Origin of the sequence: Nonomuraea sp. NPDC049028, assembly GCF_043197735.1 — a bacterium.
Classification (GTDB): Bacteria; Actinomycetota; Actinomycetes; order Streptosporangiales; family Streptosporangiaceae; genus Nonomuraea.
In genome coordinates this window covers 1-13404 of sequence record NZ_JBICTR010000032.1, presented here as the reverse complement: position 1 = coordinate 13404, position 13404 = coordinate 1, and the positions used below count along the sequence as shown (strand labels likewise).

Below are 13404 nucleotides of genomic sequence, written 5' to 3'. Positions count from 1 at the left end.
AGGCTGGAAGGCCCCGATCAGCGGATCAGCGATCAGCGATCAACGAGGTGAGCAGGGCGCTCGCGTCCCGCCGGGACATCGCGCGCCCGTGGGCCGCATGACGTTCGTACTCCTCCGGCGGAAGTGCCCCGCGTACGGCGGCGGCCTCGCGCGGCCCGTCCAACGGGTCCATCAGCTCCGGGGAGACTCCGGCTCGCTTGCCGATGGCCTCCACGGCCCCCATGAGCACGGCCGCGTGCTCGGCCTGCCCGGTCAGCGCGAGGGCGCGGGCCGCGCTGTGCACCGTCACCAGCCAGAAGGAGATGTCTCCGTACCGGTCCATCGTGGCCAGGATGTCCGCCGCGATGGCCAGCGCCCGAGCACCGTCCCCGCGGTCCGAGGCCGTCTTCATCTCGCACCAGGCCGCCCCGTCCGCCGCCCAGTCGTGGCCACTGGCGCGAGCGGCTCCGATGGCCTCCTGGAAGACGCTGTCGGCGCCCGGCAGATCGCCCAGCAGCCGCAGGACCATGCCCTGGATCATGAGCGTTTCCGCTTCCAGCCAGTCCAGGGCGCTGCGCCGGGCCACCTCGACGGCCTCGCGGGCGAGAGTCTCGGCGTCGAGCGCCGCCCCGGTCAGCAGCCCCAGGTAGGCGGCGTACGCGGTCGCGAGCGCCTCCGTCACCGGGTCGCCTGCCTGATGGGCCTCCTCCATCGCCGAACGGGCCGCCTGGTACGCCTGTGGCGGCTGTCCGGCCAGGTAGTGCAGTCCCACGACCGCGAACCGGGCACGCGCCCGGACATCCGCGTCGGCTTGCGGGGCCGCCGCGAACGCCTCGGACAGCCAGGCCAGACCCTCCGCGACATGACCCATGCGGAACCAGAACCAGAACAGCGCGCCGCCCAGCCGTAGCGCGTACTCGCCGTCACCTGCCGCCAGTGACGAGGCGAACGCGGCCCGGAACTCCGCCTGATCGCGGCTCAGCCCGTTCAGCAACGCCGCTCCCTGCGGGCCGCGGAGATGACGTTCGGCGTTCTCGGCCCGGGCCAGGGCCCAGGCGCGGTGGCGTTCCCGCGCCCGGGCCAGCTCGTCGGTGGCGAGCGAGGCCAGGGCGTACTGGCGCAAGGTCTCCAGCATCCGGTAGCGGCGTGGTGCCGTGCCGGTTTCCGCGGTGACCAGCGATTTGCGGACCAACGCCAGCAGCGGCGCCAGGACGGGATCGACTCCTCCCACTGCGGCGGCCGCCTCCAGGTCGAAGCCGGATTCGAACACGCCGAGCCGGTGGAAGAGCCGGCGTTCGGCCGGCCGCAGCAGTTGATCGCTCCAGGCGACCGTGTCCAGTAGCGTGCGATGACGGTCCGGCCGTCCGGCTGATCCGTCCACCAGCAAGGTGAAGCGGTCCGCTACGGCATCGGCTATCTGGGCCACGGACAGCGCCCGGCTCTGCGCGGCGGCGAGTTCGATGGCCAGCGGGATGCCGTCGAGCCGTACGCACAGGGCGGCGATCCTTTCCCTGTCGCCCGGCTCGGCCGCCCAGCCGGGCGAGACGGCTGCCGCACGGCGCAGGAACAGGTCCACGGCCTCCGTGGCGGCATCCAGGGGCGGTACTTCGTACACCATTTCCCCCGAGATGCCCAGGGGTTCGCGGCTGGTGCACAGCATCCGTACGGTGCCGCAGCGGGTCAGCAGGGTGTGGACCAGCATGGCGGCGGGGACCAGCAGATGCTCGCAGTTGTCCAGGACGATGAGCATGTCACGGTCGGCGATCATCCCGGCCAGCTGATCGGGGGACGCCGCGGTGGGCAGCCCCAGGGCGGCGGCCATGGTCCCGGTGAGCAGTTCGGGTGCGTGCAGACCTGCCAGTTCCACGAGCCAGGGCCCGTCGGCGTCGGTACGGGCGCGCGCGACCTCCAAGGCCAGGCGGGTCTTGCCGACCCCGCCCGGGCCGGTGAGCGTGACCAGCCGGTGCCCGTCCAGCAGGGACGCGACGGCCGTGAGGTCGCCGCCGCGGCCGACGAAGCTGGACAGCGCGAACGGCAGATTGCCCGAGGGCTGCGCCGGAGCCGCGGCCGGAGGGTATGACATGCGGATGGGCTCAGCCGGCACCGGCGCGAGCCGCGGGTCCTGGGCGAGTACGGCCGCCTCCAGGTCGCGCAGGCCGCGTCCCGGGTCGATGCCCAGCTCGTCGGCCAGCCTTCTGCGTACCGCTCGAAGGGTGGCGAGCGCGTCGGCCTGCCGTCCTGACCGGTATAAGGCGAGGACGAGCAACTCCCAGCCGCGCTCACGCAGCGGTTGCTCGGCGATCATCGCTTCCAGCTCGCCTACGGCAGCGGCGTGCTCCCCCGACGCGATGACGGCCGCAAGCCGGTCCTCGCGGATGGTGGCCCGCAGATCCTCCAGCCTGGTCGCGTCGGGCACCGCGAAGGCGGCTCCGCCGAAGTCGGCATAGGCCGGGCCCCGCCACAGCGCGAGCGCCTGTCCGAGCAGGTCCGCGGCGAGTCTCGGTTCGCCGCCGTCCAACGCGCGCCGGCCACGAGCGGCCAGATCGGTGAAGCGCTCGGCGTCAACCGCGGCGGGTACCGCCCGAAGGGCGTATCCGGGCCCCTCGCGTACCAGCAACCGGGCCGGCGCGCCGGGCGCTCTTTCCGGCTCCAGCGTCCTGCGCAGATCGGCGACGTATCCATGGAGTGTCGTCAGGGAGGGAGGTCGCGAGCCCTCCCACACTTCGGTCAGGATCCGCTCCGCCGAGACGCTCCTGCCCCGCGCGATCAGCAGCAGCGCCAGCACGGCCCGCTGGCGAGGTCCGCCAAGCCCTGCCGGGCGACCGCCGACCTCGGCCCGGAGCGGCCCGAGAACGCCGAATCTCACGTCCTCGGCCACCAAGCTCACCAGCAGACCTCCCGCCGCACCAAACGCGCTGTGAGAATATCTTCCGCATCCTGAAGCGCCGCAAAACTCGCGTGTCGGGCGGCTCCTGCGCTGCCTCGAACCATGTGACCGGAGGAGTTGATGCTGGGATGACGGCAGGGCGACCGATGCCCACACAGGACGACGTGCTCGGGTACTTCAACACGCTGTCGAACTGGGGACGGTGGGGCGACGACGACGAGCTCGGCACTCTGAACCACATCACCGACGACGTCCGGCTGGCGGCGGCGCGGGCCGTGCGCCACGGCAGGAGCGTGTCGTGCGCGTGGGAGGTTGCCGTCCCGGAGGAGATGGAGCGGTCGACGACGACGTGCCCGTGCGCCGCCGACATGCCAGGTGCCGAGAACATGCCGCTGCCCGGATTCCGCAACGACCGGCACTGGGGTTATTCGAACGAGCGGCTCGGCATCATGTTCCACGGCAACACCGTCACCCACATCGACTCGCCGTGCCACATCTTCTGGGACGGCGCGATGTACAACGGGCGGTCGCACTCGTTGGTCGACGCCGCGACGGGATCGGCGTGGGCGGCCGTCACGGCGGCGGCGAACGGGATCATCACGCGTGGCGTCCTGCTGGACATCGCGAGGGTCCGCGATGTGCCGTGGCTGGAACCGGGGCAGGGTGTGTATCCCGACGATCTCGAGGAGGCCGAGCGTCGCCAGGGTGTGCGGGTGCGACCCGGCGATGCGGTACTCCTGCGGACCGGCTATGGCCGCGTCCGGCACGAGGCCGGTGCGGCCGGCGGTTTCACGCAGGCCGGCTGGCACGCGTCCTGCCTGCCGTGGCTGCATGAACGGGGAGTGGCGCTGATCGGCGCTGACACCCCCCAGGACGTTCAGCCGTCCGGGTACGAAGACGTGCTGATGCCGGTTCACGCCGTGAGCCTCGTCGCGATGGGTCTGTGGCTGCTCGACAACTGCGACCTGGAGGCGTGCGCGACGACGGCTGCCGAGCTCGGCCAGTGGGACTTCCACCTCGCGGTCGCGCCGGTCCGCTTCGCCGGTACGTCCGGCAGCCCAGTCAACCCGATCGCTACATTCTGACCCCGGTGCTGCGCGAGTCGAGCGACCTCGCGCCGCTCAGCCGCGCCGACGCTCCTCCCGCTGTCGGAGCAGCTCCTCGACCGCGCTCGGCAGAGTCGTCTCGAAGTCGATCAGCTTCGCCCAGGTCGGGGTCACGACGATCCGGACCATGCCGTCGTGGTAGAGCGAACGCACCTCCGCCTCCCACTCGACCCGTTGCTCGGGCGTCATCTCATAGGTGCTGGTCGTCTGGAGGTACTCGTCGGGGATCCCATCGACGTAGTCCAGCTCGGCCCGGCCCCGGATGAGCAAGATCTTGGGCGGGTGCACCTCGGTGTCGATCGTCAGGGCGACCATCGGGTTCTCGCTCAAGGCCTGAAGCTTCGGAGCGTTCTTCGGAGTGCACATGACGATCTCCGAGCCGTTCCAGGCAAAGATGATCGGGATGTTGCGGGGTGTGCCGTCCTTGGCGACGTAGGCCAAGCGGGTCACGTCGCGGGCCAGCAGTTCTTGGCTGATCGGCCGGTTCAGAATCTCGGTGATCTCGTACGGTTGCACGGTCATCCCTCTCATTGTCGTTTTCTCGGTGGACAGCGCACTTCACGGCGCCGAACTCGTCGGCGAGGCGGCGCGGTACGAGGACAGTTGCCGGCTGGTCCGACGGAGCGGCCGAACCGGATCCGACAGCCGCAGGCCTGGGCTGAGGGCCGCGGTGACGGCGAGCGCCGCCACGGCCATCAGGCCCATCGCCGCGCCCGCGGGTACGTACTGGGCGATCAGGCCGGCCAGCGTGGCGCCGATCGCCTGCATCGCCTTCATGCCGCTGACGTGCAGGCCCAGCGCCTGGCCGCGGACGTCCTCGCCGGTCAGCGCGATCAGGCGCTCCTGCAGCAGCAGCGTGGAGGCGAAGCCGACCGAGGCCACCGCCGCGGCACCGGCCAAGACCGGCGTGCCGAGCGGCAGCGCGAACAGCAGGTACGGAGCCGCGAGCAGGAACCGCAACGGGGTGACGAACCGCCCGCGCACCCCCGGCGGCACGAACCGCCCGGCCGCCAGATCGCCGAACAGCATCCCCAGCGCCGCCGCCACGAACAATACGGCGGCCGCCCCAGGCGCGTACGGCACGAACAGCGCCTCGCAGCCCACCACCAGCCCGTTGGGCACCCACATCGACAGATAGACGGCCCGGCGGGCACGCGTGGACAGCAGGTGACGATTGACCCGCCAGGTGGCCGCGACGGACGGACGCCCGACCGACCGCGCCGGCCGGGCGCCGAGCCCGCACCGCAGCACCAGCGCGGCGACAAACGCCAGCGCCGCACCGATGGCCAGCGTCATGCGCGGCGACACCACCGCCAGCAGGACGCCACCGACCGCGAACCCGGCGATCTGCATCGCGCCGACCGAGATGTTGAGCACTGAGCGGCCGAGCACGTACCCGTCCGGCGGCACGATGTCGCTGAGCAGCCCGTACCGGACGCCACTGCCGATCGAGTTGACCAGGCCCAGCGCGAGGATGACCGCGAACATCGCCCACAACGGCATGCCCGGCGCGGCCAGCGCCGCACTGGCCGCGCCGCCGGCGAGCGCGGTCAGCGTCAGCGCCGTACGCGGCCGCACCCGATCGGCCACCGACAGCAGCAGGGTGGCGCCGACCAACTCGGCGAACGACGGTCCGAACATGCCCAGCGCCGCCAGCAGCGCCGAGTCCGTACGGGCGTACACCAGCGTGGCGAGCGCCAGCCCGTTCAGCGTGGTCGAGGCGACCTGCGCGCACGAGGCCGTGAACAGCGGCGTGAACTCGGGCATTCGGAACAGTTCCCGGTACGTGTACATGTCGGCGACCCCCAGGTGATCTCACCGCCGAGTCTGCCCATGAGGTGCCACATGCGTCTAATGCCACTATTGGCGAAAATCCATAGATACCCTTGATGAATGCTCGATATCGTCCGGCTGCGCGTCCTGGCCGCGGTCGCGGCCCACGGCTCGGTCACCGAAGCCGCCAAGGCCCTGCACTACTCGCAGCCCTCGATCAGCCACCACCTGGCTCGGCTGGAGGCGGCGACCGGCGCCAGGCTCATCCAGCGCGTGGGGCGCGGCATCCGGCTCACCCCCGAAGGAGAACTGCTCGCCCGCCGCGCCACGGAGATCGTCGGCCGGGTCGACGCCGCCGACGCCGAACTGGCCGCCCAGCTCGGGCTGCGGACCGGCCGGGTCCGGCTCGTCGCCTTCAGCTCCGCCCTGAGTGTCCTGGTCCCCCCGGCGGCCGTGGCCCTGCGCGAGTCGTACCCGAACATCGAGCTGCACCTCGGCGACGCCCATCCCACGGCCGCCCGCCGGATGCTGCGCGAGGGATCGGCTGACCTGGCCATCATGTTCTCGTACGAGGACACGATGCCGGACGACGGCATCCGCTACTCCTACCTGCTCGACGACCCGGTGTACCTGCTCAGCCGCGAGTCCGGGCAGACCCTCACCGACCACCGGGACTCGGCTTGGATCGCCGGGTGCCCGAACTGCCGCGGCGACCTCGTCCGAACCTGCGAGGACGCCGGGTTCACCCCGCGCATCGCCTACAGCAGCGACGACATCCTCGTCCAGCAGGCCTTCGTCGCCGCCGGGCTGGGCGTCACCACCATGCCGGGACTGGCCCTGCGCACCCACCACGCGGACGGAGTCAAGGCCACCGAACTGACCGCCGCGCGGCGCCGGATCCACCTGGCGGCGTTCGGCGAGCCACCCGACCCGCCCGCCACCACCGCCTTCATCACCGCCCTGCGCACCACCCTCGACGAGCGCCCCTCGAAGAAGGCTGTGAGCGACATCACGCGTTGACCGTGACATAAGGGTGTCGCGGCGTGGCGGCACGGTTGGCTGCATGAACGTACCCACCATTCATCTGCTCGGCCTGGATCCCGATGAGCTGACTGAGACGCGTGCCGTCAATGACCGCATGGAGAAACTGCTCGACGGCCAGGTGCCGCTGCATGTCCAGGACGATCCCGTGGCGGCTCGTGAGTTTCAGCGCGCGGGCGGAGGCGGGTTCCCCACCCTCGCGACGGTTCCCGAGGCGAGTTGGCGGACCGTGACCACCTCCGACGGCGGCCGGCTCCGGCTCCGGGCCTTTCTCCCTCCGGAGGGGCGTGCACCGGAGGGTGTGTTCCTGCACTTCCACGGCGGCGGCGGGGTGATCGGCTCGGCGGACGGGCAGGATCCACGCCTTCGCGATGTGGCCGCCAACTGCGGTGTGGCGGTGCTCAGCGTCGAGTACCGGCTGGCCCCGGAGCACCCTTACCCCGCGGGCAACGACGACGCCGAGCAGGCGGCGCTCTGGCTGGTGGCGAACGCCGCCGCCGAGTTCGGCACGCGACGACTGCTCATCGGCGGCGAGTCGGGCGGCGCGCGGCTGGCCGTCACCACGCTTCTGCGGCTGCGTGACCGGCACGCCGTGGCACCCGCCGAGGCGTTCCTGGCCGCACAGCTCTCCTTCGGCGGCTACGACGTGGGCCACGGCACACCCAGCGGCCGCGCGTCGGGCGATCGAAACCGGCTGATCAACAGGCCGATCCAGGAATGGTTCTGGAGCAAGCAGTTTCCGGGGCTGTCGCCCGACAAACGACTCGATCCTGACATCTCACCTCTCTATGGCGACCTGCGTGGTCTGCCGCTCGCGCGGTTCACGGTAGGAACGGCCGATCCCCTGCTCGACGACACGCTGTTCATGGCGGCCCGCTGGGCGGCCGCCGGCAACGCGGCCGAGCTGGTGGTGGCGGAGGAGGGCTGGCACGGGTTCACCTTGCACCCCACAGCGCTGGCCCAGCGGGAGTTGGCGGCCCAGGAGGAGTTCCTACGCAGATGTCTGGCCTAACCTGGTACGCGTCCCGTGCCTGTGACCCGATGACGCGATGAACCGTACCGAACGCCTCTATGCCCTGGTAGACGAGCTGCGCGCGACCGCGCCCCGGCCGCGCACCGTGGGCTGGCTGGCGGACCGGTTCGGGGTGTCGCGGCGTACCATCCAGCGCGATCTACAGGCGCTGATGGAGGCCAGGGTGCCGGTGCGTGCGGAGGCCGGGCCGCGCGGGGGCTGGTTCATCGACCGCGACACCGCTCTGCCGCCGATCAACCTCACCGCCGCGGAGGCGCTGGCGGTGGCCGCGGCGCTGGCCGGGGCCGAGCAGACGACGCCGTTCTCGGCCGCGGGGCCGGCCGCCATGCGCAAGCTGGCGGCCGCCCTGAGCGAGTCCGCCGTGGAGGAAGTGCGCGCCCTGACCGAACGCATCCATGTGCTGCCCGCCCGCACTGCCTCAGGCGTACTTCCGGTGGTTGAGCAGGCGGTGGCCCGCCGGCGGGTTGTCTGGATCCGATACGCCGACTCGGCGGGGCGGGAAAGCGAGCGCGAGGTGGAGCCGGGCGGCCTGCTCACCGCCTCGGGCTCGTGGTATCTGATCGGCTGGTGCCGCAGCCGCCGAGCCGGGCGGGGCTTCCGCCTCGACCGCATCCTCGCCGCCGAACTGCGGGACGAGCCCTGCCCAGCCCGTACGGTGCCATCCTTGGACCACACCCTGGCCGAACGCGTCCGCCAGGCCGAAACGCTACGGACCCTCAGCCGGGGTACGACGCCCTCGTGATCCAAGCCGTCGCCCCTCTGCATGGCGTCTCCTAAGACAACGGTGATATTTCGGTAACCGAGCCTATTCGCAGCGTATGCGCGCGTTTATCGTTCGGAGCCTGGCGAAAGCGAACCAACAAACTGGGGGCTCCATGTCAGCGCGTTTACGACTGGCCGTGGTGACCATTCTCGCCGTCACATGGATCGGCGGAGGAGGCGCGAACGGAGCCGAGGCGGGGGTGAAAGTCGACGGCCTCCAGGAGGACATCGCGACGGCCGTCTACGCGGTCAATCGATTCTGGTCAGATCACTGGTCGGATTACTTCCCCGGCAGATATTCACCGCCCCGCGTCCTGGGCTCCTACGACGGGCGCAGCCCGAACCGGCCCGCGTGCTCGGGATACAAGATGCTGCCCTACAACGCCTCCTACTGCACGACCCAGCATTTCATCGCCTGGGACATCAACCTGATGAGGATGAGCTATAGCTACGGCGACGGGCTGGTGTACCAGGTCATCTCACATGAATGGAGCCACTCCATCCAGAATCGTATGCCGCCCAGATATCTGGTGCCGCAGATCGAACTGCAGGCGGACTGCATGGGAGGGGCGGCACTCGCGGGGGCGTCGAGGGACGGCACACTCACGTGGGAGCGGGGCGACAACCGAGAGATCGCGGCGACGCTGCGGGGGCTGTCGGGCGACACGCCGTGGACGAACCCGCGCGATCACGGCAGCGCCACCGAACGGATCAACGCCTTCAACACCGGCGTCCGGTACGGCGTCAGGGCGTGCCTGGCCTAGCTTGTCCGCGGAACGACGCTCGTCTGCGGAGCGACGCTCGCCTGCAGATCGACCTGGTGCTCGCCCCCGACGAGCACGCAGTAGTGCAGCACTCTGGTGACTACTTTGGTGACCATGTCCGCGCGACCCCTGTCCAGCCAGACGTATCCGGCCTGGGCCATCGCTCGCAGGGCGGGGTCGTCGGACGAGGCGACATGGTTGATGAGCCCGGCCGCCAGCACGTAGTAGCGCTGGTCGGTGTTGAGCGCGTCGCGCACTCCCGGGCTGGCGAACACGCGTAATGCGTTGCGGCAGGCGTCGAGTTGCGGAACCGAGCCTGGCTTGATCGGCTGGTCGGCCGCCTCCATGACCGCCCGCTGCCAGGTCATGCGCGCCGCGGGGATGGCCCCGACGGTCAGCCGCCAGTTCAGCAGGGCGCCGTAGACGCCGGCCGCCAGGGCGAGCGTGATCACGATCGTCGCGCTCGCCACGACCGGGCGGTTGACGCTCCGACGCGGTTCGGGGACGGGCGGTCGCCTCCGGGCTCTGATGAGGCTGCCGCACTCGGCGAGCAGAAGACCGGGGTAGATCGCGTACGTGTACGTGAGCGTGGCGTAGTTTCCGATCGTCATCTGGAGCGGCGCGCCCTGCCCGAAGCAGGCGCCCGCCCGCTCCCACCCGCATTCGGCCACGGCGACATGGCCGAGGATCACCAGGGCCATCGGAACGGCCGCCGTCAGGAGCATGATCCCCGCGTGAGCCACGGCCCACGTTCCCGAGCCGCGGCCGCCGACCAGGATCCCGGCCGCCAGCGCGGCCAGCGCCAGCAGGCCCACGGCCACGCCCATGGTGACGTAGACGGCCTCGAGGAACTGCCCCGTACCCCTCTGCCTGCTGGCCGCGATGAGCATGGGCTGCAGCGCGAAACCGCCGACCGCCATGAGGCAGCAGGCCACGGCGAACGGCAGGGATGCCCGTACGAGGTGGGCGGGCAGGCGCTGGAGCGGGACGGGCGCGGCGTCGTCGAGATGGAGCCGCAGACCGCTCCCCGGTGCCGGCCGCGCTCGCGTCCCGGCCGCCACAAGGTAGGCGCAGGCCAGCGCGATGGTGAGCACCAGTGGGGTGTATCTGACCATCGTCACCAGCGTCACCACCAGCAGGTCCCACGTGACACCGGCCTGTACGACGGTGGCGATGCCATAGAACCAGAAACCCAGCCACGGGCCGATCACCACCGCCGACACCGCCACGGCCGCCAGGGTGATCGTCCGGGGGTGGGTGGAGCCGGCCAGCCAGGCCGAGGAGCAGGCCTTGGCCCAGGAGAGGAAGGCCCGGACGATCAGCAGGAGCACGAGACAGTAGGTGAGTCCGATCAGCGGGTTCACGAAGGCGAGGGTCCAGATCCACACCTCCGCGCGGATCATGGCCGCGTACTGGCCGGCGATGACACCCGCCGTGAAGCCGGCCGAGGCCCACCACAGACTCATCCGCGAACCGTGTCCCGCGAGCCGCCCGGTGCTCGCCCTCCAGACGGCCACGACAAGGACGCCTGAGATGAGCAGCCCGAACATGAGCCCGGGCATGAAGTAGCGGGCGTCGATCACCCCCTCGGTGTCGAGCTGGGAATAGGAGTGGTAGACGGGTGCGAAACCCAGGCCCGCCAGCGACCCCGCGCTGAACATCTCCCATTGGTCCAGGCGCAGGAGCCTGCCCGGCTCGTTCAGCACGTCCAGGCGATACCGCCGGGCGGGATGGCTGCTGAAGAAGCGCAGCGGCCCCGGGTAGCGGCGGTTCGACGAGGCGGTCTCGATCGCCGCGGCCATCTCCTCCTGCCGTTCGGCGGTGTCGCCCGCCCTGACGTCCGCGTGGTGCTCGCGGGCGCGAAGCACCGCGGTCCTGGCCAGCCACAGCACCAGGGTCATCACCGCCAGCCTGGCGCACTGCGCAAGCAGGCCGCCGGGAATCCAGATCGCCGTGGCGACCAGCGCGGGCACGCAGGCCGCCAGCAGGAACGACCACCAGATCGCCACCGTGAAGTGCGCGATACCGACGTCGCGGTTGCGAATATGCGCCAGCTCGTGCCGCAGGACCGCCTCGGTAATGGCGGGCGTCGTCGCGTGCGCGAGGACCAGCCCCATGCTCAGCACCACCATGTGGCGTCGCGGCAGGCCGAGCGCGCGCCCGGTGACTTCTCCCCTTCCCGGATCCACCAGCAACCGGACGTTCTTGCCGGGAGCCTCCTCCTCGGCGATGGAGGTGAACCTGCGTACCAGGTCCGCGTGGGCTTCGCCGCTACTCACCTCCGCGAGGGCCATGAGTCCGCGGCGGAAGGCCCACAGCGGGTGAAACGCGTAGAGCAGCAGAGCGAACAGCGCGAGCACGACGAGCGACCCGATCGGCAGGAGCGCCTCGGCCGCCGTCACTCCCGCGGTGCACTCGCCGTACCGGTCCACGAGCAGGGTCGGTTCGACCGAGCGTGCGCCGGAACGCAGCGATGACAGGCACTCCGCGTGCCGTACGTGCTCGGGCAGATAGGCGACGCGCAGCCGGAGCTCGAACAGGAACAGGGCGAGGTAGAGGGAGCAGGCGATCGTCGCGGTGATCAGGATGAGGAACCGGGACGTCGTCGACGACGGCAGCGTGAAGGGGTTAAGCCTGCGGCCTGACACCATCTCGCCCGCCGCGGTCACCTCTCGCCCGACAAGTGGCCGAAGGTCGCCTGTCGCAGGCGGAGGGCGATCGCCTTGTCCACGCCCAGCGCGAGTGCGATCTCCTCGACCGCCTGCGCGGTCTCCTTCACCTGAGCGGGGTCGAGAACGGGAACGACGGCCTCAGAGCCGGCGATCGGCGCCGGGCGCGAAGGGAAGAGCTTGTTCCACACGCTCTTGGAGACCTGTTTCGAGGTACGTTCGACGGCCTGCGTGAGCGTGTTGGTCGCCGCGCCGGTCAGGACGGTCAGGACGATGGGCGTCAGGAGTGTCACGGCGTCCGCGAGCGAGAACCCGAGAAGGTCGTCACCGCCGCCGCGGAAGGCTCGCCGAGGGTTTCTCCGGGTGGCCCGGGCGATCGCCGGAAAGTATTCCGCCTCTTTGGGGGCGACCTCGGCGACAATGGCGCGAGCGATGTCGTCGAAGCGCCGAACGGACCCGTTCTCCGATTCCAACGCCATATCTGTCCTTACCGAATGAATGGCTAGAGTCACCGCATGCTAACTTCCGTTCCGACAGGAACACCAGAAAGAAAAGTTCCGGCCGCCGTGATACGTGTTGCGCGTCAAGCCCAAAAGTGATTCCGATTCGGGCAGAAATGATGCGCCGTGTCCGGCTGGCACTACCGATCTTTATGTGCTCGGGCAGTCGAACGCGCCCTTGGGCCCCCAGGTGGTCCTGAGGTCGTTGGTGTCGCGCTGCCCGCACTCCATGACGACGGATGGTCCCGTAGGAGTCGCGCGGAGCATCAGGAACCGCTTCTGGAGAGGCGCGGGAGCCGCGGTCGCCCACGGATCCTTGGCGAAACGGATGATCCCTGTCGCGCCCCGAAGCCCGGACTCTCCTCCGATGCGGTAGCGGAAATGGCTGGCCACTGATCCCCTCCCGCAGCCGGCCGGTCCGTTCTCCCGGCACACGGTGTTGATTCCCGTCACCATGGTGACGAGGCCGTCATAGGCGATCGGTCCCCGCCAGTTGTCGTACCAGGGATCATTGGTGGTCTTGTAGAGGTCCAGGTAACGGTGGGCGTAGTCATCCCCGGCGCTGTTGGGCGGGCTGCTCGGCAGCGCGTGCGCGGAGTAGAAGAGCGTCACGCCGGCGAAGTCGGTGGGAAATCGCTCTTTGAGGACGGCCGTGGTCGAGAGGTCGCCGCCGCTGACCACAGTGAACGACGCGGGGCAGGCGGCGCTGTCCTTGGCCGCGACGAGAAAGTCCCGCAGGCGCTCCGCCCTGCCGGACCAGAAGACCACGGTGCGGTCGTCGGCGCTTTGAGTCAGTGACGTGATCTCAATCAATTGCCGGTAGGTAGTCGTGCTCGAAATGGGTGAGGACAAGCGCTGCGCGAGCGATGTCGCCGATTCGGCTGGGGCTG

11 protein-coding genes are annotated in these 13404 nt (G+C 70.2%); 5 read left to right on the top strand and 6 right to left on the bottom strand.

Translation table 11 applies throughout. From position 1 onward, the window contains the following. Positions 1 to 25 precede the first annotated feature (25 nt). Positions 26 to 2866, bottom strand: coding sequence for a BTAD domain-containing putative transcriptional regulator (locus ACGFJ2_RS58825; RefSeq protein WP_393484098.1), 2841 nt, complete (start codon positions 2864 to 2866; stop codon positions 26 to 28). A gap of 128 nt (positions 2867 to 2994) precedes the next feature. Here ACGFJ2_RS58825 and ACGFJ2_RS58820 point away from each other — a divergent pair, with 128 nt between their 5' ends. Next, positions 2995 to 3951 carry a cyclase family protein gene (locus tag ACGFJ2_RS58820; protein ID WP_393484095.1) on the top strand — a complete coding sequence of 319 codons (957 nt, stop codon included), beginning with the start codon at positions 2995 to 2997 and terminating at the stop codon, positions 3949 to 3951. 36 nt (positions 3952 to 3987) lie between these two features. Here the strand turns inward: ACGFJ2_RS58820 and ACGFJ2_RS58815 are convergent, their stop codons facing one another. Then, on the bottom strand, positions 3988 to 4494 hold the full coding sequence (locus tag ACGFJ2_RS58815) for a pyridoxamine 5'-phosphate oxidase family protein (protein WP_393484092.1): 507 nt from the start codon (positions 4492 to 4494) through the stop codon (positions 3988 to 3990). Positions 4495 to 4530: 36 nt separating this feature from the next. Then, complete coding sequence (locus tag ACGFJ2_RS58810; protein ID WP_393484089.1) at positions 4531 to 5766, bottom strand: MFS transporter; 1236 nt, start codon at positions 5764 to 5766, stop codon at positions 4531 to 4533. Between the two features lie 99 nt (positions 5767 to 5865). Here ACGFJ2_RS58810 and ACGFJ2_RS58805 point away from each other — a divergent pair, with 99 nt between their 5' ends. The 4 genes from ACGFJ2_RS58805 to ACGFJ2_RS58790 all read left to right on the top strand — a co-directional run bounded on the left by ACGFJ2_RS58805 (position 5866) and on the right by ACGFJ2_RS58790 (position 9345). Beyond that, positions 5866 to 6765 carry a LysR family transcriptional regulator gene (locus tag ACGFJ2_RS58805; RefSeq protein WP_357943603.1) on the top strand — a complete coding sequence of 300 codons (900 nt, stop codon included), beginning with the start codon at positions 5866 to 5868 and terminating at the stop codon, positions 6763 to 6765. Positions 6766 to 6808: 43 nt separating this feature from the next. Beyond that, positions 6809 to 7798: an alpha/beta hydrolase gene (locus tag ACGFJ2_RS58800; protein WP_393484085.1), complete on the top strand. Its 990-nt coding sequence runs from the start codon at positions 6809 to 6811 to the stop codon at positions 7796 to 7798. Positions 7799 to 7835: 37 nt separating this feature from the next. Next, positions 7836 to 8561 carry a helix-turn-helix transcriptional regulator gene (locus ACGFJ2_RS58795; protein WP_393484082.1) on the top strand — a complete coding sequence of 242 codons (726 nt, stop codon included), beginning with the start codon at positions 7836 to 7838 and terminating at the stop codon, positions 8559 to 8561. A gap of 133 nt (positions 8562 to 8694) precedes the next feature. Continuing rightward, entirely contained in the window at positions 8695 to 9345 is a 651-nt protein-coding gene (locus tag ACGFJ2_RS58790) for a hypothetical protein (RefSeq protein ID WP_393484079.1), read from the top strand. Here the strand turns inward: ACGFJ2_RS58790 and ACGFJ2_RS58785 are convergent. From ACGFJ2_RS58785 to ACGFJ2_RS58775, 3 genes are all read right to left on the bottom strand, one after another. Further along, positions 9342 to 12014, bottom strand: coding sequence for a M48 family metalloprotease (locus ACGFJ2_RS58785; RefSeq protein ID WP_393484076.1), 2673 nt, complete (start codon positions 12012 to 12014; stop codon positions 9342 to 9344). The genes ACGFJ2_RS58790 and ACGFJ2_RS58785 overlap by 4 nt on opposite strands. Then, positions 12011 to 12493: a hypothetical protein gene (locus ACGFJ2_RS58780; protein ID WP_393484073.1), complete on the bottom strand. Its 483-nt coding sequence runs from the start codon at positions 12491 to 12493 to the stop codon at positions 12011 to 12013. Before ACGFJ2_RS58780 ends, ACGFJ2_RS58785 begins: the two co-directional genes overlap by 4 nt. A 171-nt stretch (positions 12494 to 12664) precedes the next feature. After that, a complete protein-coding gene (locus tag ACGFJ2_RS58775; RefSeq protein ID WP_393484070.1) occupies positions 12665 to 13327 on the bottom strand; it encodes a hypothetical protein in 663 nt (220 codons plus the stop codon). Between the last annotated feature and the right edge of the window lie 77 nt (positions 13328 to 13404).

Excerpts from the sequence above, each read along its gene's own strand:
- ACGFJ2_RS58820 (WP_393484095.1), top strand. The coding sequence starts at position 2,995 with ATGACGGCAGGGCGACCGATGCCCACACAGGACGACGTGCTCGGGTAC.
- ACGFJ2_RS58815 (WP_393484092.1), bottom strand. The coding sequence starts at position 4,494 with ATGACCGTGCAACCGTACGAGATCACCGAGATTCTGAACCGGCCGATC.
- ACGFJ2_RS58810 (WP_393484089.1), bottom strand. The coding sequence starts at position 5,766 with ATGTACACGTACCGGGAACTGTTCCGAATGCCCGAGTTCACGCCGCTG.
- ACGFJ2_RS58805 (WP_357943603.1), top strand. The coding sequence starts at position 5,866 with ATGCTCGATATCGTCCGGCTGCGCGTCCTGGCCGCGGTCGCGGCCCAC.
- ACGFJ2_RS58800 (WP_393484085.1), top strand. The coding sequence starts at position 6,809 with ATGAACGTACCCACCATTCATCTGCTCGGCCTGGATCCCGATGAGCTG.
- ACGFJ2_RS58795 (WP_393484082.1), top strand. The coding sequence starts at position 7,836 with ATGAACCGTACCGAACGCCTCTATGCCCTGGTAGACGAGCTGCGCGCG.
- ACGFJ2_RS58790 (WP_393484079.1), top strand. The coding sequence starts at position 8,695 with ATGTCAGCGCGTTTACGACTGGCCGTGGTGACCATTCTCGCCGTCACA.
- ACGFJ2_RS58780 (WP_393484073.1), bottom strand. The coding sequence starts at position 12,493 with ATGGCGTTGGAATCGGAGAACGGGTCCGTTCGGCGCTTCGACGACATC.